Source organism: Rhodococcus sp. P4_F5 (genome assembly GCF_056401315.1).
The window spans coordinates 1-26401 of sequence record NZ_JBFUJP010000070.1; the positions used below are offsets into that span (position 1 = coordinate 1).

The following is a 26401-nucleotide window of genomic DNA, read 5'->3' on the forward strand; positions in this document are numbered from 1 at the left end:
TCACCGACGAGGCCGGCCTGGCCACCCTCGCCGCGTCCGCCGCCTGGCCGGTGCCCGTGCTGGTGCACCCGAACCCGCGGTCGGTGCTGGGCGCCGCGTCCGCCGAGATCTACGGCAACCCGTCGCGCCGGCTCCGGGTGGTGGGCATCACCGGCACCTCCGGCAAGACCACCACCGCCTACCTGGTCGAGGCCGGTCTGACCGCCGCGGGCCACCGTGCGGGCCTGGTCGGGACCATCGAGACCCGGATCGAGGGTCGCCGGGTGCCCAGCGCACTGACCACACCCGAGGCGCCGCAACTGCACGCGCTGTTCGCGGTGATGCTCGAACGCGGCATCGACACCGTCGTCATGGAGGTCTCGAGCCACGCATTGGCGCTCGGCCGGGTGGACGGCACCCACTTCGAGATCGGGGCGTTCACCAACCTGTCCCAGGACCACCTCGACTTCCACCGCGACCTCGACGACTACTTCGCCGCCAAGGCCCGGCTGTTCGCGCCGGACGAGGCGGTGCACGCGGACCGTGCGGTGGTGTGCGTCGACGACGACTGGGGTCGCGCGATGGCGCAGGTCGCGGGGTCCGCGACCACCGTCTCGACCGCCGGCGAGGGCGCCGACGCAGACTGGACGGTCTCCGACGTCGACGCCACCGGGGACGGCAGTCAGCAGTTCCTGGCCACCGGGCCCGACGGGACGGCGCGCCGGGTCTCGCTGCGGCTGCCGGGCGGCTACAACGTGGCCAATGCGCTGCTGGCACTGGCCACCCTGGACGCCTGCGGGGTAGACCTGGACAGGGCGATTGCCGGCATCGGCTCGGTGGACGTCCCCGGCCGGGTGCAGCGCGTCGACCGCGGGCAGGACTTCCTCGCCGTCGTCGACTACGCACACAAGCCGGGCGCACTCGAGGCCGTCATCGCCACCCTCCGGGGCCAGAGCAACGGCCGGATCGCGGTCGTGGTCGGTGCGGGCGGCGACCGGGACCAGGGCAAGCGGCCCATCATGGGCGAGGTCGCGGCCCGCGGCGCAGACCTGCTGGTGATCACCGACGACAACCCGCGCAGCGAGGACCCGGCGACCATCCGGGCCGCCGTGCGGGAGGGCGCGCTCGGGGTGCCGGCGGCCGAGCGCGGCGAGGTACGCGAGTTCGCCGACCGCGCGGAAGCCATCGCGGACGCGGTGGCATGGGCCGGGACCGGGGACGTCGTCCTCGTCGCCGGCAAGGGACACGAGATCGGGCAGGAGATCAACGGGGTGAAGCACCCATTCGACGACCGCGAGGTCCTCGGTGCGGCCATCGAGCGCAGGCGCGGCGACGCGGACACGACACAGGGGGGTGGTGACCGGTGATTCCGATGAGCCTGGGCCGGATCGCCGAGATCGTCGGCGGCACCCTGCACGACGTGCCGGACCCCGACGTCCTCGTCACCGGCGGCGTCGAGTTCGACTCGCGCAAGATCACGTCCGGCGGACTGTTCCTGGCACTGCCCGGCGCCCGCGTGGACGGCCACGAGCACGCCGCGGCCGCCGTCGCGGCGGGCGCGGTCGCGGTACTCGCGGCCCGGCCGGTAGGGGTGCCGGCGATCGTCGTCTCGCCGCTGTCGCCGACGCAGACCAACGCGATGGCGCTCGAACACGACACGGACGGTTCCGGCGCGGCGGTGCTCGCGGCGCTGGCGAAGCTGGCCCGGGTGAGCACCGACGAGCTGACCACTGCCGGTCTCACCGTCGTCGGGGTCACCGGCTCATCCGGCAAGACCTCCACCAAGGACCTGCTGGCCGCCGTGCTCACCCCGCTGGGGTCGGTGATCGCCCCGCCCGGGTCCTTCAACAACGAGATCGGCCACCCCTGGACCGCGCTGCGTGCGGACGCCGACACCGACTACCTGGTGCTCGAGCTGTCGGCCCGGGGCGTCGGACACGTCGCGGCGCTCGCCGAGACGGCGCCGCCGCGGATCGGTGTGGTCCTCAACGTCGGCACCGCACACCTCGGCGAGTTCGGCTCGCGTGAGGCGATCGCGGAGGCGAAGGGTGAACTGGCGCAGGCGCTTCCGCCGGCCGACCAGGGCGGTGTCGCGGTCCTCAACGCCGACGACCTGCTGGTCGCGGCGATGGCGGAGCGGACCCGCGCGCGGGTGGTGCTTGTCGGTCAGTCCGAGCGGGCGCACGTGCGGGCGGTCGACGTCCGACTCGACGACGAGGCCCGGGCCTCCTTCGACATGATCTGCCCGCAGGGCACCGTCGCGATCACCCTCGGCGTGCACGGCGAGCACCAGGTCGGCAACGCGCTCGCCGCGGCCGCGGTGGCGCTCGAGTGCGGCGCGAGCCTCGACCAGGTGGCGACGGCGCTGGCCGCGGCCCGACCGGTCTCCGCGAAGCGGATGCAGGTGCAGCAGCGCGGCGACGGCGTGACCGTCGTCGACGACTCGTACAACGCGAACCCGGACTCGATGCGGGCGGCGCTCAAGGCGCTGGTCACCATGGCGCGCGCCGGTTCCGGCGGGAAGCGTCGTACCTGGGCGGTGCTGGGGGAGATGGCGGAACTCGGACCGGAGTCGGTCATCGAGCACGACGCCATCGGCCGCCTCGCGGTCCGCCTCGACGTCACCCGGCTGATCGTCGTCGGCACCGGCCGGCCGTCGCGGGCGATGAACCAGGGCGCGGTGATGGAGGGCTCCTGGGGCGAGGAGTCGATGGTGGTGCCCGACGCGGACGCCGCGCTCGCGGTGCTGCGTGCCGAGGTGGCCGAGGGCGACATCGTGCTGGTGAAGGCCTCCCAGGCGGTGGGGCTGTGGGCGGTCGCCGACGCGCTGCTCGCCGACGCGGGGTCCACCGACGAGACCGGTAACACGACGACCACCAGGGAGAACCAGTGAGACAGATCCTCTTTGCGGGAGGCATCGCGCTTGCTGTGGCGATCCTGCTGACCCCGATCCTGATCAAGATGTTCTCGCGGCAGGGCTTCGGCCAGGAGATCCGCGTCGAGGGCCCTGCCAGCCATCAGGCCAAGCGCGGCACCCCGACCATGGGCGGCGTCGCGATCATCGTGGCGCTGTGGGCCGGCTACTGGGGCTCGCACCTGATCGGCATCGGCTACGACGCCCAGGGCCCGACCGCCTCCGGCCTGCTGGTGCTGGGCCTGGCCACCGCGCTGGGTGCGGTCGGCTTCCTCGACGACTTCATCAAGATCCGCAAGCAGCGCAACCTCGGCCTCAACAAGACCGCCAAGCTGGTCGGGCAGTTCGTCGCCGCCGTCGTCTTCGGCATCCTGGCGCTGCGGTTCCCCGGTGCGGGCGGCCTGACCCCGGGCAGCACCCACCTGTCCTACGTCCGTGACATCGCCACCGTGTCGATGGGCTCGATCGTCTTCATCCTGTTCTGCTACCTGCTGATCAGCGCGTGGTCCAACGCGGTGAACCTCACCGACGGGCTCGACGGCCTGGCCGCCGGCTCGATGAGCATGGTGCTCGGCGCCTACGTGGTGATCACCTTCTGGCAGTACCGCAACGCCTGCGTCGGCGGCCCCAACGAGCCGACGATCGGCTGCTACGACGTGCGCGACCCGCTGGACCTGGCGCTGATCTGTGCCGCCGCCGCCGGCGCCTGCATCGGCTTCCTGTGGTGGAACGCCGCACCCGCGAAGATCTTCATGGGCGACACCGGCTCGCTGGCCCTCGGTGGCCTGCTCGCCGGCCTGTCCATCACCACCCGCACCGAACTGCTGATGGTCGTCGTCGGCGCGCTGTTCGTCGCCGAGGCCACCTCGGTCGTCATCCAGGTGGCGGTGTTCCGTTCCAGCAGACGCCGGGTGTTCCGGATGGCCCCGTTCCACCACCACTTCGAGCTCGCCGGGTGGGCGGAGACCACGGTCATCATCAGGTTCTGGCTGCTCGCCGGGATCGCGTCGGCGGTCGGCCTCGCGCTGTTCTACAGCGAGTACCTCTCCGTCATCGGGAACTAGGCCGTGACCGTGCACCCCGAGAACCTGCCGACCGAACTGAGTGGCCTGCGCGGTCGCGGCGTGCTCGTCGCGGGCGCCCGCGTCTCCGGTCTCGCGCTGGTGGCGCCGTTGCGTGACCTCGGCGCCGTGGTCACCCTCACCGACGGCAACCAGGCCTCCCTCGACGCCGCGGCGACCGAACTCGCGGTCGACACCCTGACGCCCGAGGCGGCGGCCGCCGGGATCGAGCGGTTCGCGCTGGTCGTCACCAGTCCCGGCTGGCGGCCGGACTCGCCGGTGCTCGCCGCGGCGGCCGCCGCCGGGGTGCCGATCTGGGGTGACGTCGAGTTCGCCTGGCGGCTCGACCGCGCCGAGGTGTACGGCCCGGCGCGGCAGTGGCTGGTGGTGACCGGAACGAACGGCAAGACCACCACCACCTCGATGCTCGAGTCGATCCTGCGGGCCGGCGGGGTCCCCGCGGTGGCGTGCGGCAACATCGGCCTGCCGATCACCGACGCCCTGCGCGCGGACCCGCGCAACGACGCACTCGCCGTGGAGCTGTCCTCGTTCCAGCTGCACTGGGCGCCGTCGGTGCGCCCGGCGGCGGGCGTGGTGCTCAACATCGCCGAGGACCACCTGGACTGGCACGGCGGCATGGCCGGCTACGTCGACGCGAAGGCGGGCGCGCTCACCGGCGACGTCGCCGTCCTCGGTCTCGACGACCCGGTCGCGGCCGGCCTGGTCACCCGCTCGACCGCGGGACGCACGGTCGGCTTCCGGCTCGGTGCCCCGGCGGCGGGCGAGCTCGGCGTCGAGGACGGACGCCTGGTCGACCGCGCCTTCGCCGACGCGGCGACCCTCGCGCTGACGTCGGAGATCACCCCGCCCGGACCCGCCGGACTGATGGACGCCCTCGCCGCGGCCGCGTTGGCCCGCTCGATCGGCGTCCCGGCGGCGGCCGTGGGCGACGGACTGCGCAGCTACCAGGTGGGCCCGCACCGGGCCGAGCGGGTCGCCGAGGTGGACGGCGTCACCTACGTCGACGACTCCAAGGCGACCAACCCGCACGCGGCCCGGTCCTCGCTGCTCGCGCACCCTCGGGTGGTGTGGGTGGCGGGAGGCCTGCTCAAGGGAGCCGGCGTCGACGAACTGGTCGCCGAGGTCGCCGACCGGCTCGCGGGCGCGGTGCTGTTCGGCCAGGACGCGGACCAGATCGCCGATGCGCTGCGCCGACACGCGCCCGAGGTCCGCGTGGTCCTGGTGCCGACGGGAGACGATGGCACGGTGAGCTCCGATCCGAGCCGGGAACCGGACCCCGACGCCGTGATGGCCGAGGCCGTCACGGTGGCCGCCGCCCTGGCGACGCCGGGGGACACGGTGCTGCTGGCGCCCGCCGCCGCCTCCCTCGACATGTTCACCGACTACGGGCACCGCGGTCGCGCCTTCGCGGAGGCCGTGCACCGCCTCGGCGGGTCGGGCCCGCAGCGATGAGTGCGCCCGCGGGTCCGCGTGCCCGGTCCGGATCCGGGTCGAAGAAGGCGTCCGCGGGTCCGCGCACCCGGGTCGGTGCCTGGCTGGCCCGACCCATGGCCTCCTTCCACCTGATCGTCACCATCGCCACCCTGCTCACCGTGCTCGGCCTGGTGATGGTGCTCTCGGCGTCGAGCGTCGAGGCGTACGCGGACACCGGCTCGGCCTACGGCATGTTCACCACGCAGCTGATCTTCGCGGTGCTCGGCGTGGTGCTGTTCTACGTGGCGCTGTGCACGCCGGTGCGGCTGATGCGCAAGCTCGCCCTGCCCGCCTTCGTGGTGTCGGTCGTGATGCTGGCGCTGGTCCTCGTCCCCGGCATCGGCAAGGAGTCCGGTGGCGCCCGGCGCTGGTTCGAACTCGGTGGGTTGTCCTTCCAGCCGTCGGAGCTCGCCAAGGTCACGCTGGTGGTGTGGGGAGCGTCCGTACTGGCCACCCGTCGTCCGGGTGCGCCGCTCAAGGAACTGGTGATTCCGCTGGTCCCGGGCGCCCTCCTGGCGTCGGTCCTGGTCATCCTCCAGCCGAACTACTCGACGACGGTCACGTTCGTGATCGTGGTCGGCGCCCTCCTGTGGTTCGCCGGGTTGCCGCTCCGGATCTTCGGGGTCGCGGTGGCGGGCGTCGGGGTCGCCGGGGTGGTCCTGGCGTTGTCCGCCGACTACCGGGCCGCCCGCATCTTCGGTTTCCTCAACCCCGGCGACGACCCGCAGGGCGCCAACTACCAGAGCCGTCAGGCGAAGTTCTCGCTCGCCGACGGCGGCCTGTTCGGTCGTGGTCTCGGTCAGTCCCGCGCCAAGTGGAGCTACCTGCCGAACGCGCACAACGACTTCATCTTCGCGATCATCGGCGAGGAACTCGGCTTCATCGGTTGTGTCGCGGTGCTCGGGCTCTTCGCCCTGTTCGTGTTCACGGGCCTGCGGATCGCGATGCGTTCGGTCGACCCGTTCCTGCGGTTGCTGACCGCGGCGGCGACCACCTGGATCCTGGCCCAGGCGATGATCAACATCGGTTACGTGATCGGCCTGCTCCCGGTCACCGGGCAGCAGCTGCCACTGGTCTCCGCGGGCGGCACCTCGACGGCGATCACGCTGCTGATGTTCGGCATCCTCGCCAATGCCGCGAGGCACGAGCCGGAGGCGGTGGCCGCGCTGCACTCCGGGCCCGACGGCCGCTTCGCCCGGCTGTTGCGGCTGCCCAAGCCAGAGCACTACTCGGCCGCGCGTGCGGAGGCGGCCCGCAAGGCCGCGCAGGCCAAGGCCAAGGCCAAGGCGGCGCAGGCGAAGGCCGTGCAGGCGCAGCAGAAGGCCGCGCAGGCCAAGGCGGTCGCCAAGCGTCGCGCGCTGGCCGCCGGGCCGCCGCCGGGCGAACGTCGGCGGCAGGCTCCGGGCCAGCAACCGCCGGTCCGGCGGCGCACCGACCCCCGCGCGGCGGCCGACCCGCGGCGGTCGGATCCGCGTCGCGACCAGGCACTATCATCAGACGAGCGGCTGCGTCGATCGAGCGGCCGAACAGGAGAGCGAGGATTTCGTAGGTGAGCGGCACTTCAGAGGAACATCCCGTCGCATCGACGGAGCCCGCGGAGTCGTCGACAACTTCGCCCACTTCGGCCGGCCAGTCCGGCCCGTCCGTCGTCGTTGCCGGCGGCGGCACCGCCGGACACATCGAACCCGCGTTGGCCGTGGCCGACGCGCTGCGCCGGCTCGACCCCACCGTCACGGTGACCGCGCTGGGCACCGAGCGGGGCCTCGAGACCACGCTGGTACCCGAGCGTGGCTACCCGCTCGCACTGATCCCGCCGGTGCCGTTGCCGCGCAAGCCCACGATGGACCTGCTGCGGCTGCCCGGCCGGGTCCGGAACTCGGTCCGGCGCACCCGCGAGGTGCTCGACACCACGCAGGCCGACGTGATCGTCGGGTTCGGCGGCTACGTCGCGTTGCCCGCCTACCTCGCCGCGGGCCGCGGCCTGCTGCGCCGGCGCCGCGCGGTGCCGGTGGTGGTGCACGAGGCCAACGCCAGCGCCGGTATCGCGAACAAGATCGGCGCCCGGGTCGCCGCCCGGGTGCTGGCCGCCGTGCCCGGATCGGGCGTCGCCGCCCGCGGCCGACACGACGCCGAGGTGCTCGGCATCCCGGTCCGTGCCTCGATCACCGGGCTCGACCGCGCCGCACTGCGGGCCGAGGCCCGGGCCCACTTCGGGTTGCCCGCGGAGGGACCGGTGCTGCTGGTGTTCGGCGGCTCGCAGGGCGCGCGCTCGCTCAACGAGGCGGTCTCCGGCGCGGCCGCCGCGCTGGCCGAGGCCGGTGTCTCGGTGCTGCACGCGCACGGCCCCAAGAACACCCTCGACGTGGAGCAGGTGAACCCGGCGACGCCGTACGTGGCGGTGCCGTACCTGTCCCGGATGGACCTGGCCTACGCCGCCGCCGACGCCGCGATCTGCCGGTCCGGCGCGATGACGGTCGCCGAGGTCTCCGCCGTCGGGTTGCCGGCGGTGTACGTGCCGTTGCCGCATGGAAACGGCGAACAGGAACTCAATGCCAAGCCGCTGGTCGCGGCGGGTGGCGGCGTCATCGTCGCCGACGCCGAGCTCACCGCGCAGTACGTGGCCGAGACGGTGGTCCCGCTGCTGCGGGACCCCGACCGGCTGGCGGCGATGGGCGCGGCGGCGGCCGGTGCCGGGCACCGCGACGCCGCCGACGCGGTGGCACGGATCGTGCTCGACCTGGTGAAGGGCGCGAGGGCATGAAGGTCGCGGTTTTGTCGAAGGACTCGGCTCTGTTGGAAGGACGAGACATGTCGGAGGTCAGACGATGACCGATCAGCGTGGCTCGGAGCTGCCCGCGCACCTGCAGCGCGTGCACATGGTCGGGATCGGCGGCGCCGGCATGTCGGGGATCGCGCGGATCCTGCTGGCCCGGGGCGGGGAGGTGTCCGGGTCGGACGCCAAGGAGAGCCGCACGGTGCTCGCGCTGCGGGCCCGCGGCGCCCAGGTCCGGATCGGGCACGACGCCAGCGCACTGGACCTGCTGCCCGGCGGCCCGACCGTGGTGGTCACCACGCACGCCGCGATCCCGAAGGACAACCCCGAGCTGGTCGCCGCGGCGGCCCGCGGCGTCCCGGTGATCCTGCGGCCGGCGGTGCTGGCCTCGTTGATGCACGGGCACCGCACCCTGTTGGTCGCGGGCACCCACGGCAAGACGTCCACCACCTCGATGCTGGTGGTCGCGTTGCAGCACTGCGGCCTGGACCCGTCGTTCGCGGTCGGCGGCGAGCTGAACGAGGCGGGCACCAACGCGCACCACGGTTCCGGTGACGTCTTCGTCGCGGAGGCGGACGAGAGCGACGGGTCGCTGCTGCAGTACGACCCGAACGTCGTGATCGTCACCAATGTGGAGGCGGACCACCTCGACTACTTCGGCACCACCGAGGCGTACGAGCAGGTCTTCGACGACTTCGCCGACCGGATCGAGCCCGGCGGCCTGCTCGTGGCGTGCCTGGACGACCCCGGGTCGGCGGCGCTGGCCGAGCGGGTGGTCGCGCGCGACCTGCCGGTGCGGGTGCTCGGCTACGGCACCGGCGAGCAGGAAACGGCTGGTGACGTGCCACTCGGCGCGCGGATGCTCAGCTGGGAGGCCCGCGACGTCGGCGGGCTCGCGGAGGTCCAGCTCTCGGGCGAGAGCGGCACCCGCACCCTCCGGCTGGCGGTCCCCGGACGGCACATGGCGCTGAACGCGCTGGGTGCGATCCTGGCCGCGCGGGAGGTCGGTGCCCCGGTCGACGAGATCTTCGAGGGCCTCGGCGGCTTCGGCGGCGTCCACCGCCGGTTCCAGCACACGGGCCGGGAGAACGGCGTCCGGGTGTTCGACGACTACGCCCACCACCCGACGGAGGTGCGCGCCGTGCTCGGCGCCGCCGCCGAACTGGTCCGGCCCGGCGGCGAGCCGGCCCGCGGTCGGGTGATCGTGGTGTTCCAGCCGCACCTGTACTCGCGCACCGTCGCGTTCGCCGAGGAGTTCGGCGCCGCCCTCGACCTCGCCGACGAGGTGGTCGTCCTCGACGTCTACGGCGCCCGCGAGGAACCGCTGCCCGGGGTGTCCGGCGCGCTCGTCGCCCAGTTCGTGACCCGGCCCGTGCACTACCAGCCGGACCTGTCGGCGGCGCCGCGGCAGGTCGCCGGGCTGGCCCGCGCCGGCGACGTCGTGATCACCATGGGCGCCGGTGACGTGACGATGCTCGGCAAGGAGATCCTCAGCGCGCTCGCCGCGTCGCCCACCCGCTCCCGCCTGCCCGACGCCGGACAGCCGCGGGACGGGTCGTGACCGGCGGCGCGGCCGCCCGGACCGGGAGCAGGACGCGACCGCCCCGGGAGCGTCGCACCACCCGCACCCCGCGTCCGGCCCCGCGGCGGGTCGCGCGGGTGCGCAACCGCAAGCCGCTGCTCCTGGCGGCGCTGGGTGTGGTCGTCCTGGTCGCGCTCGGCGCGGTGGCCTGGTTCACCCCGCTGCTCTCGGCGCGCACCATCGAGGTCGTCGGGAACGTCGGGGTGCCGGCCGAGGAAGTCCTTGCGGCCCTTGCGGTCCCGGTCGGCACGCCGCTCCTGCAGGTGGACACCGGCGGCGCGGCGAACCGGATTGCGGGGATCGCCAAGGTGGACCAGGCCCGGGTCGAACGGGTCTACCCGTCGACCGTGCGGGTGACGGTCGTCGAACGGACGCCCGCCGTGTTCTACGACGCGCCGGAGGGGACCCGCCTGATGGACGGGGGCGGCGTCTCCTACTCGATCGAACCCGCACCGCCCGGGGTGCCGCGGCTGAAGGTCTCCACGCCCGGGCACGACGACCCCGCGACCCTGGACGCGTTGACCGCCCTGAACTCGATGCCGGCGCCGCTGCGCGGGCAGGTGACGGAGATTTCGGCGGCGACGCTGTCCGACATCCGGGTGACGCTGGCCGACGGCCGACAGTTGTTGTGGGGGAGCGCAAATGCCTCCGAGCACAAGGCCGCGATCGCGTTGCCGCTGCTCGGCCAGCCCGGGCAGCTGTACGACGTGTCCAGCCCCGACCTGCCGACGATCAGGTAGCCGGTGGGCGTGACCTGTGCACAAATCGCCGCGCTGTTCGGCGCGCCTGCTGGCACATTGTCGTCGCCGTGCATACCGTCACGCACTAGTCAGCAACTTGACATAACTCTAAGCCTATGGTTGAGGTTGAGGGTTTTTCCCGCAACACGACGCCACCGGTGGCACCAGCTTGACCGTTAACACCGGAAACACCAGTAACGTCAACGTCAGTAACGTCAGCACCACAAGTACACGTCAGCATCGCCAGGCATCCCGAGCGCGATTCACACACACGGAAGGCGAAAGCCAATGACGCCCCCGCACAACTACCTCGCCGTTATCAAGGTCGTCGGCATCGGCGGCGGCGGTGTCAACGCGGTCAACCGCATGATCGAACAGGGACTCAAGGGAGTCGAGTTCATCGCGGTCAACACCGACGCACAGGCGCTGCTCATGAGTGACGCCGACGTCAAGCTCGACGTCGGCCGGGAACTGACCCGCGGCCTCGGGGCCGGCGCGGATCCGGAGGTCGGCCGCAAGGCCGCCGAGGACCACAAGGACGAGATCGAGGAGGTCCTCAAGGGGGCCGACATGGTCTTCGTCACCGCGGGCGAGGGTGGTGGCACCGGCACCGGTGGCGCACCCGTCGTCGCGAGCATCGCCCGCAAGCTCGGCGCGCTCACCGTCGGCGTGGTCACCCGCCCGTTCTCCTTCGAGGGCAAGCGCCGCGGCGGCCAGGCCGACAGCGGCATCCAGTCGCTGCGCGAGTCCTGCGACACCCTCATCGTGATCCCCAACGACCGGCTGCTGCAGCTGGGCGACGCCGCCGTCAGCCTGATGGACGCGTTCCGCTCGGCCGACGAGGTGCTGCTCAACGGCGTCCAGGGCATCACCGACCTGATCACCACCCCGGGCCTGATCAACGTGGACTTCGCGGACGTCAAGGGCGTGATGTCCGGTGCGGGCAGCGCGCTGATGGGCATCGGCTCCTCGCGCGGTGAGGGACGCGCCATCAAGGCCGCCGAGTCGGCGATCAACTCGCCGCTGCTCGAGGCCTCGATGGAGGGTGCGCGCGGCGTGCTGCTGTCGATCGCCGGCGGCTCGGACCTCGGTCTGTTCGAGATCAACGAGGCCGCCTCGTTGGTCCAGGAGGCGGCGCACATCGACGCGAACATCATCTTCGGCACCGTCATCGACGACTCGCTGGGCGACGAGGTCCGGGTCACGGTCATCGCGGCCGGCTTCGACGGCGGCACCCCGGTGCGGCGTCCGGCCGAGCAGGTCGCGGCGGTCGGACGCGGAGCCATCGGCGTCGGCCGGGCCGGCGAGATCGGCCGCTCGGCGGCCGCCCCCGTCGAGGAGCCGGTCAGCCCCCCGCCCGCGCGGGAGACCGCCGAGCCTCGCGAGCAGCCCAAGGAGGCCCGCGAGATGGGCGGGTTCCGTGATCTCGGCGGATCCGCTCTCCCGCCGATCCCGGTCAGCGCGAACCGGGCCCCCGCTCCCGTGGTCGACGAAGACGACGGCGACGTCGACGTGCCGGACTTCATGCGTCGGTGAGTGCCGCGGTACGGGTTCGCCGGGTGGTCACCTCGCGAACCGGGGGCGTCTCGGTTGCCCCTTACGACTCGTTCAACCTGGGCGACCACGTCGGTGACGACCCGGCCGCGGTCGACGCCAACCGGCGTCGGCTCGCGGCCGGGATCGGCCTGCCCTTCGAGCGTGTGGTGTGGATGGAACAGATCCACAGCCGTAACGTCACCGTGGTCGACGGCCCGGTCGACGGGGTGGTGGAGGCGACCGACGCGCTGGTCACGGACGTGCCCAACCTGGCGTTGGTGACGCTCAGCGCGGACTGTGTCCCGGTGCTGCTCTCCGACGACGAGGCGGGTGTGATCGCCGCCGTGCACGCGGGCCGGGTCGGGGCGCGAATCGGCATCGTGCCCCGGGTGCTCGACGCGATGGTCGCCAAGGGCGCCGCCGTCGAGCGCATCGGTGCGTTTCTCGGACCCGCGGCCAGCGGCCRGCAGTACGAGGTGCCCGCCGCCATGCGCGCGGACGTCGAGAGGCACCTTCCCGGCAGCGCCAGCAAGACCGTCAGGGGCACGCCCGGACTGGACCTGCGGGCCGGCCTGCGTCGGCAGTTGCTCGCCGCCGGGGTGTCGGGCGTGGCGGAGGACCCCCGCTGCACCATCGAGGACCGCGCGCTCTTCAGCCACCGCCGGGAGGGCCGCACGGGCCGGCTGGCCGGGGTGATCTGGATGGAGTCGACGAGGGGTGCCTGAGATCGATCCGGCGCGGCGGGCGTCGGTCGCGTCGGCGCTGGCCGAGGTGCGGGCCCGGCTCGACCGGGCCTGCGACGACGTCGGCCGCGACCGCGCCGACGTGCAGTTGCTGCCGGTGACCAAGTTCTTCCCCGCGTCCGACGCGGCGATCCTGTACGGACTGGGCTGCCGGGAGTTCGGCGAGTCCCGCGAGCAGGAGGCCACGGCCAAGGTCGCGGAGTTCGCCGACCTGCTGGCGTCAGCCGGTACCGGCGAGGGCGCCGATGCGGTTCGCTGGCACATGATCGGCAGCCTGCAGCGAAACAAGGCGCGGGCGGTCGCCCGGTGGGCCTATGCGATCCACTCGGTGGACAGCGTCCGGCTCGTCGACGCGCTGTCGCGGGCCGCCTCGGCCGCACTGGCCGAGGGGGAGCGTCAGGAGCCGCTGCGAGTGCTGCTGCAGGTGAGCCTGGACGGGGACCCGGCACGTGGCGGCGTGCGGGGGCACGAGCTGACGGAACTGGCCGCGCGGACCGAGGATGCCGACGGCCTGGAGCTGGCCGGACTGATGGCGGTGCCGCCCCTGGGTGCCGACCCGGAGCGGGCGTTCGAGACGCTGGCCGGCGTGCACCGGGACCTGCTGCGGGAGCACCCCCGGGCCACCGCGCTGTCGGCGGGGATGACCGGCGACCTCGAAGCGGYCGTCCGGTACGGTTCCACCTGCGTGCGTGTCGGAACCGCCCTGTTGGGTTCGCGCCCGATAACCTCGTATTGATCGGCGTCCGGCCCGATTGTCCACCACGCCAAAGGAAGGTCGATTGATGAGCACTCTGCACAAGTTCAAGGCTTACTTCGGCATGGTCCCACTCGACGACTACGAGGACGACTACCTCGAGGAGCCGCGGCGTTCGGCTCGCGCCGACCGTTACGAGGACGGTGTCGAGCGTGGCTACGACGACGGCTACGACGCGCGCGAGGACCTGGACCCGGTCGACCGTCAGCCCGCACCACGCCGGATGGAGCCCCTGCCCACCCGCACCACCCCCCGGCCCGGCGCCGGCGTCGGTGCCCGTACCACCACCACTCGCGGCTCGCTGGCCGTCGACGCGCGGACCGAGGCCCGCATCGACGCCCGCCGCGCACCAATCTTCGACGAGGGCGGACCACTGTCCAAGATCACCACGCTGCGTCCCCGTGACTACGGGGAGGCGCGCATCATCGGCGAACGCTTCCGCGACGGGACTCCCGTCATCATGGACCTGGTGGAGATGAGCAACGCGGACGCCAAGCGTCTCGTCGACTTCGCGGCCGGACTGGCCTTCGCGCTGCGCGGTTCGTTCGACAAGGTCGCCACAAAGGTGTTCCTGCTCTCACCTGCGGACATCGACGTGTCGGCGGAGGAGCGCCGGCGGATCGCCGAAAACGGCTTCTACAACCAGAAGTAGCTGATTTTGCCGGGGAGTAGTAGGGCGACGCTGCCGAACCTCGTTTTGATTGGTTCGGTCGCGTCAGGCAAAGTGATGGAGTGCCCTTGTTCGCGGTGATCTACTTCCTGCTGTTCGTTTTCTGGCTGCTACTGATCGGACGCATCGTCGTCGAGTTCATCCGGACATTCGCCCGAGATTGGCGACCCACCGGCATTGTGGTGGTCATTCTCGAGGCCATATTTACAGTCACAGATCCTCCGATCCGGCTGCTTCGGCGGCTTATTCCGACGGTTAACCTCGGCGGAGTTCGGTTGGATCTTTCAATCATGGTCTTGCTATTCATCGTGTTCATCCTGATGCAGGTCGTTCAAGGGCTTGCAGCATGATGAGCACGGCTTGGGGACTAGCGCAGTCGACGGGTCCGGTGTGACAGAATGGACCAGTCTTGCAGTGTGAATGTTACATCCAGCACCGTATGCGCTATAACTGAATGCTTGCTAGACCGCCAACAGACGCGTGAAGGGATCCTTCCATGCCGCTGACACCAGCTGATGTGCACAACGTCGCGTTCAGCAAGCCTCCGATCGGAAAGCGGGGCTACAACGAGGACGAGGTAGATGCCTTCCTCGACCTTGTCGAGCAGGAGCTCTCGCGCCTGATCGAGGAGAACGCCGACTTGCGCCAGCGCGTCGGTGAGCTCGACCAGGAGCTCGCGGACGCCAAGAAGGCCCCGCGTCAGGCAGGCCCTGCTCCCGCGGCCCCCGAGCCGGCCCGGATCGTCGAGCCGCCCAAGCCGGTGCCCGCTCCCGTCGTCGCGGCCCCGGTCGCCCCGGCAGCACCCCCCGCGCGCGGTGGCAACACCGAAGAGGCGAACCTGCAGGCCGCGAAGATCCTGGGCCTGGCACAGGAGATGGCCGACCGCCTCACCGGCGACGCGAAGACCGAGTCCGAGCAGCTGCTCACCAACGCTCGCACCAACTCCGAGCAGCTGGTCGGCGACGCGCGGACCCGTTCCGAGGCGATGATCACCGACGCCCGGCAGAAGTCCGAGGCGCTGCTCGCCGACGCCCAGACCCGCTCCGAGACGCAGCTGCGTCAGGCCAAGGAGAAGGCCGACGCCCTGCAGGCGGACGCCGAGAAGAAGCACACCGAGATCATGGCCACCATCAACCAGCAGCGCAGCGTGCTGGAGGGCCGGATCGAGCAGCTCAAGACCTTCGAGCGCGAGTACCGGGTGCGGCTCAAGTCCTACCTGGAGTCGCAGCTGCAGGAGCTCGAGCAGCGCGGTTCGGCGGTCCCGGTCGACGGCGGCCAGGAGGCCTTCGGCGGCGCCAAGGGAAGCAACTGATCGGCACCGGCTAGCGCTCGGTCCGGCCCAGTCCCTAGGGGTGTGTGGTGCTTGTACTGACGCTCGTGATGGCCGCGGTGGGGTTCCTCCTGCTGGTGGTCTCGCTACTGACCGGATCCGTCGTGTGGGCCTGGGGATGCATCGTGGTCTGCGTCGCCGGCGCGGTGTTGCTGCTTGTGAGCTCGCTCCGCAGCAACTCCGCGCCGCGCGCAGGCGGCGGCACCCACCGCTCGCTGCCGACGGAGCGATTTGACGAGCCCGACTAGAATCGGGCCACAGCAGTACGGCGACGATCCGGCCATCACCGGGGAGCCTTCGGAAGAACGGCGCCAGCGGCGGCATGCCCCCGCGAACGCCCAGTAGAACCGAACGGGTGGGCCCGTCACAGCCCGGTACGAGAGGTCCGGACGGCCACGGCCGTCCCGGGCAAGCGGGGTGGTACCGCGGCCGCGGCGCAGAGGCGTCGTCGGTCGTCCCCGTGCCAGCACGGGCACGAGGGAGTACTGAGTTGACTGACGCCACTTATCCGCTGGTGGACCTCGGCGGTGGCAAGGCCACTGCCGGCGTCCGGTTCCCGGACCTCGAGCAGCGGGTCCTCGCCGAGTGGGAGGCGGACGACACCTTCCGGGCATCCGTGGCGAACCGCGCCGACGCGCCGGAGTTCGTCTTCTACGACGGCCCGCCCTTCGCCAACGGCCTGCCGCACTACGGCCACCTGCTCACCGGGTACGTCAAGGACCTGGTCCCGCGCTTCCAGACCATGCGCGGCAAGCGCGTCGAGCGCCGGTTCGGCTGGGACTGCCACGGACTGCCCGCCGAGCTCGAGGCGGAGAAGCAGCTCGGCATCAAGGACAAGTCCGAGATCGAGACGATGGGCCTGGCCGAGTTCAACGCCGCCTGCAAGTCCTCGGTGCTCCGCTACACCGACGAGTGGCGCGACTACGTCACCCGGCAGGCGCGCTGGGTCGACTTCGACAACGACTACAAGACCCTCGACCTGGACTTCATGGAGTCGGTCATGTGGGCGTTCAAGGAACTCCACGACAAGGGCCTGATCTACCAGGGCTTCCGGGTGCTGCCGTACAGCTGGTACGAGCAGACCCCGCTGTCGAACCAGGAGACCAAGCTCGACGACGCGTACAAGATGCGTCAGGACCCGGCGGTCACGGTCGACATGGTGATCACCGCGCCTGGTTCTCCGCTGGACGGCGCGAACGCGCTGATCTGGACCACCACGCCCTGGACGCTGCCGTCCAACCTGGCGATCGCGGTGCACCCCGACGTCGACTACGTGCATGTCGCCGGCGCCGAGGGCAAGACCTACCTGCTCGCCGCGGCCCGCGTCGGCCACTACGGGCGTGAGCTCGGCGAGGCGCCCGAGGTGCTCGGCGAGTACAAGGGGTCGGACCTGGTCGGTCTCGACTACGCGCCGCCGTTCGACTTCTTCCACGGCCCGGGCAAGGGCCACGAGAACGCGCACCGGGTGCTCTCCGCCGACTACGTCACCACCGAGTCGGGAACCGGGATCGTCCATCTCGCACCGGCTTTCGGTGAGGAGGACATGGATGTCGCCGCGGCAAACGGCATCGAGATCGTGCAGCCGCTCGACGCGGGCGGCAAGTTCACGTCGATGGTGCCGCCGTACGAGGGCCTGCAGGTCTTCGACGCGAACCCGGTGATCATCAAGGACCTCAAGGCAGCCGGAAAGCTGTTGCGGCACGAGACGATCGAGCACTCCTACCCGCACTCGTGGCGGTCGGGCCAGCCGCTGATCTACATGGCGGTGCCGTCCTGGTTCGTCGCCGTGACCAAGTTCCGGGACCGGATGGTCGAGCTGAACCAGGAGATCACCTGGGTGCCCGAGCACATCCGCGACGGCCAGTTCGGCAAGTGGCTCGAGGGTGCCCGCGACTGGAACATCAGCCGGAACCGCTACTGGGGCAGCCCGATTCCCGTCTGGGTCTCGGACGATCCGGCGTACCCGCGGACCGACGTGTACGGATCGCTCGACCAGATCGAGGCCGACTTCGGCGTGCGGCCGACGGACCTGCACCGGCCGGTCATCGACGACCTGGTCCGTCCGAACCCGGACGACCCGACCGGCAAGTCGATGATGCGCCGCGTCCCGGAGGTGCTGGACTGCTGGTTCGAGTCCGGTTCGATGCCGTACGCGCAGGTGCACTACCCCTTCGAGAACAAGGACTGGTTCGACGGCGGCAACGGGCAGGAGGGTCACAACCCGGGCGACTTCATCGTCGAGTACAACGGCCAGACCCGTGGCTGGTTCTACACGCTGCACGTGCTGGCGACCGCGCTCTTCGACCGTCCGGCGTTCAAGACCGTTGCGGCACACGGCATCGTGCTCGGCGACGACGGCCTCAAGATGAGCAAGTCCAAGGGCAACTACCCGGACGTCAACGAGGTGTTCGACCGCGACGGCTCCGACGCCATGCGGTGGTTCCTGATGTCCTCGCCCATCCTGCGCGGCGGCAACCTGGTCGTCACCGAGCAGGGCATCCGTGAGGGCTCCCGGCAGGCACTGATGCCGCTGTGGAACGCGTGGAGCTTCCTGCAGCTGTACGCGGGCAAGCCCGGACAGTGGCGCACCGATTCGCCGAACGTGCTCGACAAGTACATCCTGGCGAAGCTGTCCGCCACCCGTGACGCGATCACCGACGCGCTCGAGGTCAACGACATCGCGGGTGCCTGCGACGAGCTGCGGACCTTCTGCGACGCGCTGACCAACTGGTACGTGCGCCGGTCCCGGTCGCGGTTCTGGGACGAGGACCGCGACGCCATCGACACCCTGCACACCGTGCTCGAGGTCGTGACCCGCCTCGCGGCCCCGCTGTTGCCGTTGGTGACCGAGGTGATCTGGCGTGGGCTCACCGGCGGCCGTTCGGTGCACCTCACCGACTGGCCCGAGGCCACTGACCTGCCGTCCGATCCCGAGCTGGTCGAGGCGATGGACGAGGTCCGTTCGGTCTGCTCGACGGTGCTCGGCCTGCGCAAGGCGCAGAACCTGCGGGTGCGGTTGCCGCTGCCCGAGGTGACCGTCGCGGCGGCGGACGCGGAGCGGCTGCGTCCGTTCCTCGGCATCATCGCCGACGAGGTCAACGTCAAGAAGGTCGACCTGACCGAGGACGTGGACGTCCACGGCAAGTTCGAGCTCGTCGTCAACGCGCGGGCGGCGGGCCCGCGTCTCGGCAAGGACGTGCAGACGGTGATCAAGGCGGTCAAGGCGGGGGACTGGTCGGAGGTGGACGGTGTCGTGACGGCCGCCGGCATCGCGCTGCTCCCGTCCGAGTACACCCAGCGCCTGGTCGCCGCCGAGCCCGAGTCCACCGCGGCCCTGCCGGAGAACGCGGGCCTGGTGGTCCTCGACTCCGCGGTCACCGAGGAGCTCGAGGCCGAGGGCTGGGCGAAGGACCGGATCCGCGAACTGCAGGACGCCCGCCGCGCGGCCGGCCTGGAGATCTCGGACCGGATCGTCGTCACGCTGCAGGTGCCCGAGGACCGGCTGGACTGGGCCGCTCGGCACCGCGACCTCATCGCGGGCGAGGTGCTGGCGACCACGCTCGAGCTCGGCGAGGTCGGCGGCCCCGACGCGGTCGACCTGGGCGAGGGTGTCCGGGTCGTCATCGCCAAGGCGTGAGGTGTGCCGGTGCCCCYTTGTCGGGGCACCGGCGTAGCTTGCAACGCATGAGCACCAGCAAGGAGACGGTCGCGTACGTCCTGGGGCAGCTCGAGCCCCTGGACGTGCGCGCCCGCGCGATGTTCGGCGAGTACGGGCTGTACTGCGACGAGAAGATGGTCGCGCTGATCTGCAACGACACCGTCTTCGTGAAGCCGACGGCGGTCTCGGGTGACTACCTCGACGCGTCGGCGCTCGCCCCGCCGTACCCGGGCGCGAAGGACCATCTCGCGATTCCCGGGGACCGGCTCGAGGACGCCGACTGGCTGCACGCGTTCGTCCAGCGCACCGCGGACGTCCTGCCCCAGCCGAAGAAGAAGCCGAAGAAGCCGACACCGTGATGAGGCCCACACCGCTGTGACCAGACCGCCCACGTCCCGACGGTGGGTGCTGCACCTCGACATGGACGCGTTCTTCGCCTCCGTCGAACAGCTGACCCGTCCCACCCTGCGCGGTCGGCCCGTGCTCGTCGGCGGGGCGGGCGGGCGCGGGGTGGTCGCGGGCGCCAGCTACGAGGCACGCGCCTTCGGCGCCCGGTCCGCGATGCCGATGCACCAGGCCCGACGGCTGGTCGGGGCGGGCGCGGTGGTGCTGCCGCCACGCGGGCGGCTGTACTCGACGATGAGCACGGCGGTGTTCGACGCGCTGCGGACCCGGATGCCGGTTCTCGAGATGCTCTCGCTGGACGAGGCGTTCGGGGAGCCGCCGGAACTCGCCGACGCCGACGCCGACGAGGTCCGCGAGTTCGCCGAGCAACTACGCGCCCTGATACTCGACCGCACCGGCCTGGTCGCCTCGATCGGCGCCGGGGCCGGCAAGCAGATCGCGAAGATCGCCTCGGGTCTGGCCAAGCCGGACGGCGTCCGGGTGGTTACCCCGGACGAGCAGGGACCGCTGTTCGAGGCACTGCCGGTGCGCAAGCTGTGGGGGATCGGACCGGTGGCGGACGACAAGCTGCGCCGGCTCGGCATCGACACCATCGGCGCGCTGGCCGCCACCTCCGAGACGGAGGTGGTCTCGGTCCTCGGGGCGACGGTCGGCCCGAGCCTGCACCGGCTGGCCCGCGGCATCGACGACCGCCCGGTGGCCGAGCGTGCCGACGCCAAGCAGGTCAGCGCGGAGACGACCTTCGCTGTGGACCTGGTGACCCTGGACCAGCTGCGGGCCGCGGTGGAACAGACCGGTGCCAGCGCACACGGCCGGCTGCTGCGCGACGGCCGGGCCGCCCGGACCGTGGTGCTCAAGCTGAGGAAGTCGGACATGTCGATCGTGACCCGGTCGGCGACCCTGCCGTACGCGACCGCGGACCGGGAGACCCTGGTGGCGACCGCGCAGCGACAGGTGATCGACCCGCGGGAGATCGGCCCGGTGCGCCTGGTCGGGGTGTCGCTCGGCGGGCTGTCCGCGGTGCGTCAGGGCTCGCTGTTCCCGGACCTGGACCGGGGTGAGGCGCCCGCGGCCGAATCGGACGAGACCGACATTGTGAGACTCGACACAACCGTGCCGACGGCGCCGGCGCCGGCGCCGGCGCCGGTAGCGTCGGCGTCGACTTCGACGTGGCGTCCGGGCCAGGACGTGGCCCACAGCGAGTTCGGTCACGGCTGGGTGCAGGGCTGCGGCCACGGGGTCGTCACGGTCCGGTTCGAGACCCGCTCGACCGGTCCTGGGCAGGCGCGGACGTTCGCGGAGGCGGACGAGGCGCTCGCCCCGGCGGACCCGGAGGCCAGCCTGCTGTGAGGCCGTCGTTTAGGAACCCCTTATTTTGTTCCTGTTAACTATCGTGACAGGTGAAGTGTTCAACTGATGAAAAGGACAAGCAATTGATGCTCCGCAAGACCCTCGTTGCCGGTGTCGCCGTCGCGGCCGCACTCACCCTGGGCGCGTGCAGCTCTGACGGTGGAGACACCCCCAAGACGTCGACCAAGGCCGCGGCCGCCACGACCACCGCGGTCGACGATTCCTTCCCGCCGGCGCCCACCGCCGCCGAGCTGAACGCCATGCTGGTCAAGGGCCTCGACCCGGCCACCCCGGAGGCCGTGAAGGTCACCCTCGTGCAGGACGGCGAGTCCGATCCCGGACTGTTCGGCCAGGTCGCCGCGGCCGCGACCGCCGCGAACGCCAAGGTCACCGTCGTGGACCCGATCCTCGACAACGGCGACGGCACCCTGACCGCGACCGTCAACATGGACATCGGCGGCCAGGTCAACCCGGGCACCGCCGGCTTCGTGGTCGAGAACGGCCAGTGGAAGCTGTCCAAGGAGTACGCCTGCAACATCGTCAAGCTCGCGAGCCTGACCTCGCCTGCCTGCGTCTGACACCAGCGCCAGTAGCGACAACCGAATGCCGGCACCCCGCACGGGGTGCCGGCATTCGGCCGTCCGGGGCTCTAGACCCCGGCGCGCAGCCGGTTGACCGCGGCCGCGGCGAGTCCCGCCAGTACCTCGGGCTCGACGGGCTGCTGACCGGTGGCGACCACCTGCACCACCGTGGGGCCGACCACGGCGACCACCACGTCCGAGGTCATCGTGAAGCCCTCGCTGGTGGTGACCAGCCGGACCGCGGTGGACGCGTCGCCGACGGAAGGCTGCTCGAGCCCGCCGAGCCGGTACTGCACGGCGACGCCGTCGGCGTCGGTGCCGCGGTACTCGGCGCAGGAGGCCAGCGTCGCCTGCAGGCGGGCGAAGGCCTGGGCGGCGCCGTCGCCCGCGTAGCTGGCGGCGTCGGTGTCGATGCTCGCGAAGTCGGGTCCGCTGAACCGCGACGCGGCCCGGGTGGTCGCGCCCGGTGACTGGTCCGCCACCTCGCGCAGCACCCCGGCGCAGACCTGCGGATCGGTGCTCGACCTGTCCGTTTCCGATCCGGCGGCAGCATCCTCGGGCAGCGGGGGCAGGCCGAGGTCCCGCACCGGGTCCGGCAGAACGGCGAAACCGGCCGGCAGCTGGCCGGTGGTCAGCAGTGCCGCCTGCAGCCTGGCCTCGTCGGTGATCGGCGCCGCTCCGGGGTTCGGGGGTGCGGCGACGGGCGCGGGCAGCGGCGCCAGCGACGACTCAGCGCCCGATGCCGCGCCACCCGGGGAGGTGCCGCAGCCGGTCAGCAGTACCGCCGCCGCCGACAGTGCCGCGACGAGGACGGGTCCGCGCGGCGTCACGGCGCCGACCACGTGACCGTGCTGGTGGTGCTCTGCCGGAGCCGCGTGGTGCTGTTCGGGTCGCTGTAGGTCTGCTCGCCGCCGACGGTCACGGTGCCGTCGACCGGCAGCGGGACGCCGAGGTCGAGGTCGAGGGTGCCGGTGCCCGCCATCGAATAGGTGTCGACGTTGAGGGCGCCGGCCTCCCCGGGCAGGTCCCACACCGTCGAGTTCGGGGTCTGGTTGACCGAGACGTCCACGGTGAGCCGGTCGCCGTCCCGCTCACGGAGGGTGGCCGTGGTGGTCTGGTTCAGTGCGATGCCGCTCATCACCTGCTGCTGCATGGTCCACACCGCGCCGACGCCGATCTCTGCGTCCGGGAAGGCCACCGTGCGGTACACGGCCTGGTAGAACGCCTGCTCGATCGCGGAGCGGGCGATGTCCCGCGAGTCCGGTGCGGGGGTGAGCCGGAGGGCGGTGATCGCTCCCGACGGCTGCATGGTCAGTCCGGCCTTCGAACCCTCGCTGGCGCGCAGTGCGTCCTCGAGCCGGGGGTCCGGGGCGGTCATCTCGCCGAGCGTCAGGTCCACCGAGAAGGCCGGGTCGGTCTGTCCACCCGGCACCCGTGCGGTCAGGTCGGTGGTGACCGCAGGGGTGGAGAAGTCCTGCTGCGGCTGCGCGTCGATCTGTTGGTACACAGTCGAACTGGTCACCAGCCGGGCGTGCTGGTCGGCGTCGGGGCGCGGGCGGAACGTCACCTTCTGCCGCGGCTCCGCGCCCGCGTCGAGCACCGACGTCGTGATCGCGGAGACCGGCACGGTGGTCTCCTTGGTGGTGGACTGGGCGATGACCGCGGGTGCCGGGTCCTCGCCGCTTCCACACCCGGAGACGAAGGCCGCCACGGTGAGGGTCGCGGCGACGAGGGCAGTGCGGACCGCCACGACGGGGGAGGGGCTGGACCGAATACAGAACACAGGCACCCGACCAGGTTAGCGACGGCGGGTGGGATGCGGCCGCGGATGCCGCGGTAAGGGATGATGGCGGTGTGAGTAGAGCGGAAAAAGCGGAGAACCCCGGGGCCGGGGCGAGCGAAGCGGCGGGGGGAGTAGCTGCCGCGCAGGCGCCGCTGCGGATGCGGATGCTGGTGGCGATCGCCGCGACGATCCTGGTGCTGGACCTGGTGACCAAGGTCATCGCGGTGCGGTTCATCGATCCCGGCGACCCGATCGAGGTGGTCGGCGACGTGGTGCGACTGACCCTGATCCGCAACCCCGGTGCGGCCTTCTCGATGGCCACCGGGATGACCTGGCTGCTGACCCTGGTGGCGATCGGCGTGGTGGTCGGCGTCGTCAAGATCGGGCGGACCATGCGGTCGCCGTGGTGGGCGCTGGGCCTGGGCCTGGTGCTCGGCGGCGCGCTGGGCAACCTGATCGACCGGCTGTTCCGGGCGCCCGGACCGCTGCAGGGCCACGTCGTCGACTTCGTGTCGGTGGGCTGGTGGCCGGTGTTCAACGTCGCCGACTCGGCGATCGTCTGCGGCGCGATCCTGTTGGTCGCGCTCACGCTGTTCGGGCTGAACCCGGACGGCACCCGTGGCGACGACACGGCACACACCAACGCGTCGGACGGCAGCGCCGCCGACGCACCCGAGGGGAATTCTTGATGCGCGAGACACGATCGATGCCGGTGCCCGACGGGTTGGAGGGCATGCGGGTCGACGCCGGTCTGGCCCGGCTGCTCGGACTGTCCCGGACCGCGGTGGCGGCTCTCACCGACGAGGGCGCGGTGCTGATCGACGGCTCGGCGGTCGGCAAGTCCGACCGGCTGCCGTCGGGTGCCTGGCTGGAGGTGGAGCTGCCGGAGCCGGCACGCCCGCTGACCGTCGAGGCCCAGCCGGTAGAGGGCATGAACATCCTGTACGCCGACGACGACATCGTCGCGGTGGACAAGCCGGTCGGTGTCGCCGCGCACGCGAGCGTCGGCTGGACGGGGCCCACCGTGGTCGGCGGACTGGCCGCGGCCGGGTACCGCATCTCCACCTCCGGTGCGCACGAGCGTCAGGGCATCGTGCACCGGCTCGACGTCGGCACCTCCGGGGTGATGGTGGTGGCGACCAGTGAGCGGGCGTACACGGTGCTCAAGCGGGCGTTCAAGCAGCGCACCATCGACAAGCGGTACCACGCCCTGGTCCAGGGTCATCCGGACCCGAGCAGCGGCACCATCGACGCGCCGATCGGCAGGCACCGCAGCAACGACTGGAAGTTCGCGGTCACCGCGGACGGCAAGCCCAGCGTCACGCACTACGACACGGTGGAGGCGTTCCAGGCGGCCAGCCTGCTCGACGTCCACCTCGAGACCGGCCGCACCCACCAGATCCGGGTGCACTTCGCGGCGCTGCGCCATCCCTGCTGCGGGGACCTGACGTACGGCGCCGACCCGCGGCTCGCGGAGCGGCTCGGTCTCGAGCGGCAGTGGCTGCACGCCCGGCAGCTCGGCTTCGCGCACCCGGCGGACGGCCGCTGGATCGAGATCACCAGCGAGTACCCGAAGGACCTCCAGCACGCCCTCGAAGTACTGCGGAGTGCGTGACCGGACGCGGTCGGCGGCGACCGCCGGCTGCGTCCTTGCGCTGGTGGCGCTGGTGGTGGTGCTCGGCGTGCTGAACCCGCCACAACGCCCGCCCGTCGGCACGGACCGGCTCGGCCCGGACTCCGGCGAGCCGGTGGCGCAGTACCTGGACCGGGCCGCGGCCGGCCTCGCCGACCTGGACACGGGCACCGCCACCGCCGAGCACTGGGCGCTGGTGTCGTTGACGACCGAACGCACGGCACCCGACGCCTACCGGCTGGCGTCCGGGGTGCGGGTGTCGGAACTGCTGTTCCGGGTCCCGCTGGACCGGGTCCAGACCCCGCTGGTCGTGGTCGGGGTCGCCGGCGAGCGGTCCGCGGCCCGTGCCGCGGCCGTGGCGGCCGGGCGGATGCAGGGCAGCGCCGGCGAATGGGACCGGCAGGCTCAGATCGACGCGGTCTCCGCGGCGCGGCTGTCCGCCGACTGTGCCTGCGTGGTCGGACTGACCGTGCGGGGCGACCCCGCGTCGCTGCGGGCGCTCGCGGCCACCCCGGGGGTGCGGTCCGTCGAGGCGCTGCCCGCGGACGCCGTCTTCGGCCGCTTCGCCGTCGTCCCGCTGCTGCCCGGGCAGACCGACACCGTGACCCCGGGCCCGGACGACGGGGAGGTACCCGGCCGGTGAGGACCTCCCCGCCCGGTCAGTCCTGTTCGGTGTGCTTGCGCAGGAACTCGACGGTCAGCTCCAGCGCACGCCTGCCGTCCTCGTTGTCCAGCTTGAACTGGTACTCGTGGCCGAGTGCCGGCTTGTGGTCGCGCGGGTAGAAGACCGTGGTGACGTCCACTCCGAGGCCGCGCAGCTTCTCGGCGAGCGGCACCGACTGGGTGTCGGTGAGCGGGTCGGCGTTGCCCCCGCTGACGTAGGCCGGCGGGAACTGCTCGGTCACGTGCCGGATCGTGGACATCTGCGCCACGGCGGCCGAGCCGCGCAGGTCCTTGGTGCCGATGTACGACCACGCCAACTGGTCCATCGCCCGGGCGAGGATTCCCGGCCCGCCGACCACCTTCGACATGTCGTAGACACCGCAGTTGAGCACGACGCCGCGCAGCTGGTCGGGGCGCAGCGCGGGGGTGATGCCAACCTCGCGGGCGTAGTCCGGGTTGGTGATCAGCGCCGCGAGCTGGCTCGAGAGCTGGGCCCCGGCCGAGTCGCCCGCCAACACGATCCGCGTCGGGTCCACGTGCAGCCGTTCGGCGTTCGCGACCAGGTAGGCGTGCGCGTCGTTGAGCTGGCGCACGGGGGTGGGGTAGGTCTGGTCCGGGCCGAGTGAGTAGTCGAGCGAGACCACGGTGAAGCCGGCGGCCGCGAGCAGCCGGTAGTAGGGCGCGAAGTCGGTCTTGTGGCAGGAGATCCAGCCGCCGCCGTGGGTCCAGACCACCGTCGGCAGCGGGCCCGC

25 protein-coding genes are annotated in these 26401 nt (G+C 71.7%); 22 read left to right on the forward strand and 3 right to left on the reverse strand.

Translation table 11 applies throughout. The annotated features are described in order from the left end of the window. The 19 genes from AC1DU4_RS21350 to AC1DU4_RS21440 all read left to right on the forward strand — a co-directional run. The coding region (locus tag AC1DU4_RS21350; RefSeq protein WP_477843228.1) for a UDP-N-acetylmuramoyl-L-alanyl-D-glutamate--2,6-diaminopimelate ligase at nt 1-1346 on the forward strand (1346 nt) is incomplete at its 5' end. Next, nucleotides 1343-2872 (forward strand): UDP-N-acetylmuramoyl-tripeptide--D-alanyl-D-alanine ligase, encoded by a 1530-nt coding sequence (locus AC1DU4_RS21355; RefSeq protein WP_477843230.1) that lies wholly within the window; start codon nt 1343-1345, stop codon nt 2870-2872. The genes AC1DU4_RS21350 and AC1DU4_RS21355, both read left to right, overlap by 4 nt. Next, on the forward strand, nt 2869-3957 hold the full coding sequence (gene mraY / locus AC1DU4_RS21360; RefSeq protein WP_072846268.1) for a phospho-N-acetylmuramoyl-pentapeptide-transferase: 1089 nt from the start codon (nt 2869-2871) through the stop codon (nt 3955-3957). The genes AC1DU4_RS21355 and mraY overlap by 4 nt, the downstream gene beginning before the upstream one ends. Before the next feature lie 3 nt (nt 3958-3960). Next, nucleotides 3961-5427 carry a UDP-N-acetylmuramoyl-L-alanine--D-glutamate ligase gene (gene murD / locus AC1DU4_RS21365; RefSeq protein WP_477843233.1) on the forward strand — a complete coding sequence of 489 codons (1467 nt, stop codon included), beginning with the start codon at nt 3961-3963 and terminating at the stop codon, nt 5425-5427. Further along, a complete protein-coding gene (gene ftsW / locus AC1DU4_RS21370; RefSeq protein WP_477843235.1) occupies nt 5424-7001 on the forward strand; it encodes a putative lipid II flippase FtsW in 1578 nt (525 codons plus the stop codon). The genes murD and ftsW overlap by 4 nt, the downstream gene beginning before the upstream one ends. Continuing rightward, a complete protein-coding gene (gene murG, locus AC1DU4_RS21375) occupies nt 6998-8209 on the forward strand; it encodes an undecaprenyldiphospho-muramoylpentapeptide beta-N-acetylglucosaminyltransferase (RefSeq protein WP_477843237.1) in 1212 nt (403 codons plus the stop codon). The genes ftsW and murG overlap by 4 nt, the downstream gene beginning before the upstream one ends. Before the next feature lie 64 nt (nt 8210-8273). Next, nucleotides 8274-9782, forward strand: a complete 1509-nt coding sequence (gene murC, locus AC1DU4_RS21380; RefSeq protein ID WP_477843239.1) for a UDP-N-acetylmuramate--L-alanine ligase — start codon at nt 8274-8276, stop codon at nt 9780-9782. After that, nucleotides 9779-10543 (forward strand): cell division protein FtsQ/DivIB, encoded by a 765-nt coding sequence (locus tag AC1DU4_RS21385; RefSeq protein WP_477843241.1) that lies wholly within the window; start codon nt 9779-9781, stop codon nt 10541-10543. The genes murC and AC1DU4_RS21385 overlap by 4 nt, the downstream gene beginning before the upstream one ends. Nucleotides 10544-10831: 288 nt before the next feature. Continuing rightward, a complete protein-coding gene (ftsZ, locus tag AC1DU4_RS21390; protein ID WP_072846264.1) occupies nt 10832-12079 on the forward strand; it encodes a cell division protein FtsZ in 1248 nt (415 codons plus the stop codon). Continuing rightward, entirely contained in the window at nt 12076-12804 is a 729-nt protein-coding gene (gene pgeF, locus AC1DU4_RS21395; protein WP_477843243.1) for a peptidoglycan editing factor PgeF, read from the forward strand. The genes ftsZ and pgeF overlap by 4 nt, the downstream gene beginning before the upstream one ends. Further along, a complete protein-coding gene (locus AC1DU4_RS21400; RefSeq protein ID WP_477843245.1) occupies nt 12797-13558 on the forward strand; it encodes a YggS family pyridoxal phosphate-dependent enzyme in 762 nt (253 codons plus the stop codon). The genes pgeF and AC1DU4_RS21400 overlap by 8 nt, the downstream gene beginning before the upstream one ends. A gap of 46 nt (nt 13559-13604) precedes the next feature. Further along, nucleotides 13605-14228, forward strand: a complete 624-nt coding sequence (locus AC1DU4_RS21405; protein ID WP_477843247.1) for a cell division protein SepF — start codon at nt 13605-13607, stop codon at nt 14226-14228. A gap of 80 nt (nt 14229-14308) precedes the next feature. Next, on the forward strand, nt 14309-14596 hold the full coding sequence (locus AC1DU4_RS21410; RefSeq protein WP_072846261.1) for a YggT family protein: 288 nt from the start codon (nt 14309-14311) through the stop codon (nt 14594-14596). A gap of 146 nt (nt 14597-14742) precedes the next feature. Next, a complete protein-coding gene (gene wag31 / locus AC1DU4_RS21415; RefSeq protein ID WP_477843249.1) occupies nt 14743-15558 on the forward strand; it encodes a DivIVA-like cell division protein Wag31 in 816 nt (271 codons plus the stop codon). Between the two features lie 47 nt (nt 15559-15605). Further along, the gene (locus AC1DU4_RS21420; RefSeq protein ID WP_072846301.1) at nt 15606-15824 is read left to right on the forward strand and encodes a hypothetical protein; all 219 of its coding nucleotides are present in this window, start codon (nt 15606-15608) and stop codon (nt 15822-15824) included. Between the two features lie 242 nt (nt 15825-16066). Beyond that, nucleotides 16067-19213, forward strand: a complete 3147-nt coding sequence (gene ileS, locus AC1DU4_RS21425; RefSeq protein ID WP_477843252.1) for an isoleucine--tRNA ligase — start codon at nt 16067-16069, stop codon at nt 19211-19213. Between the two features lie 47 nt (nt 19214-19260). Continuing rightward, nucleotides 19261-19593, forward strand: a complete 333-nt coding sequence (locus tag AC1DU4_RS21430) for a TfoX/Sxy family protein (RefSeq protein ID WP_477843254.1) — start codon at nt 19261-19263, stop codon at nt 19591-19593. A 61-nt stretch (nt 19594-19654) separates the two neighbouring features. Beyond that, nucleotides 19655-20989 (forward strand): DNA polymerase IV, encoded by a 1335-nt coding sequence (locus tag AC1DU4_RS21435; protein ID WP_477843266.1) that lies wholly within the window; start codon nt 19655-19657, stop codon nt 20987-20989. An 83-nt stretch (nt 20990-21072) separates the two neighbouring features. Beyond that, nucleotides 21073-21567 (forward strand): WKL family lipoprotein, encoded by a 495-nt coding sequence (locus tag AC1DU4_RS21440; protein WP_477843256.1) that lies wholly within the window; start codon nt 21073-21075, stop codon nt 21565-21567. 71 nt (nt 21568-21638) lie between these two features. Here the strand turns inward: AC1DU4_RS21440 and AC1DU4_RS21445 are convergent, their stop codons facing one another. Both AC1DU4_RS21445 and AC1DU4_RS21450 read right to left on the reverse strand, forming a co-directional pair. Further along, complete coding sequence (locus tag AC1DU4_RS21445) at nt 21639-22400, reverse strand: sensor domain-containing protein (RefSeq protein ID WP_477843258.1); 762 nt, start codon at nt 22398-22400, stop codon at nt 21639-21641. Further along, nucleotides 22397-23359 carry a hypothetical protein gene (locus tag AC1DU4_RS21450; RefSeq protein WP_477843260.1) on the reverse strand — a complete coding sequence of 321 codons (963 nt, stop codon included), beginning with the start codon at nt 23357-23359 and terminating at the stop codon, nt 22397-22399. The genes AC1DU4_RS21445 and AC1DU4_RS21450 overlap by 4 nt, the downstream gene beginning before the upstream one ends. Nucleotides 23360-23511: 152 nt before the next feature. Here AC1DU4_RS21450 and lspA point away from each other — a divergent pair, with 152 nt between their 5' ends. Genes lspA through AC1DU4_RS21465 form a run of 3 tightly spaced genes read left to right on the forward strand, consistent with a single transcriptional unit; the run spans nt 23512 to nt 25629 of the window. Then, a complete protein-coding gene (lspA, locus tag AC1DU4_RS21455; RefSeq protein ID WP_217635625.1) occupies nt 23512-24042 on the forward strand; it encodes a signal peptidase II in 531 nt (176 codons plus the stop codon). After that, nucleotides 24042-24968 (forward strand): RluA family pseudouridine synthase, encoded by a 927-nt coding sequence (locus AC1DU4_RS21460; protein ID WP_072846251.1) that lies wholly within the window; start codon nt 24042-24044, stop codon nt 24966-24968. The genes lspA and AC1DU4_RS21460 overlap by 1 nt, the downstream gene beginning before the upstream one ends. After that, nucleotides 24961-25629, forward strand: coding sequence for a hypothetical protein (locus tag AC1DU4_RS21465; protein WP_477843262.1), 669 nt, complete (start codon nt 24961-24963; stop codon nt 25627-25629). Before AC1DU4_RS21460 ends, AC1DU4_RS21465 begins: the two co-directional genes overlap by 8 nt. A 16-nt stretch (nt 25630-25645) precedes the next feature. On the opposite strand, the gene AC1DU4_RS21470 is transcribed toward AC1DU4_RS21465, so the two are convergent. Continuing rightward, nucleotides 25646-26401, reverse strand: a 756-nt coding sequence (locus tag AC1DU4_RS21470; RefSeq protein WP_477843264.1) for an alpha/beta hydrolase, incomplete at its 5' end; no start/stop codon positions are given.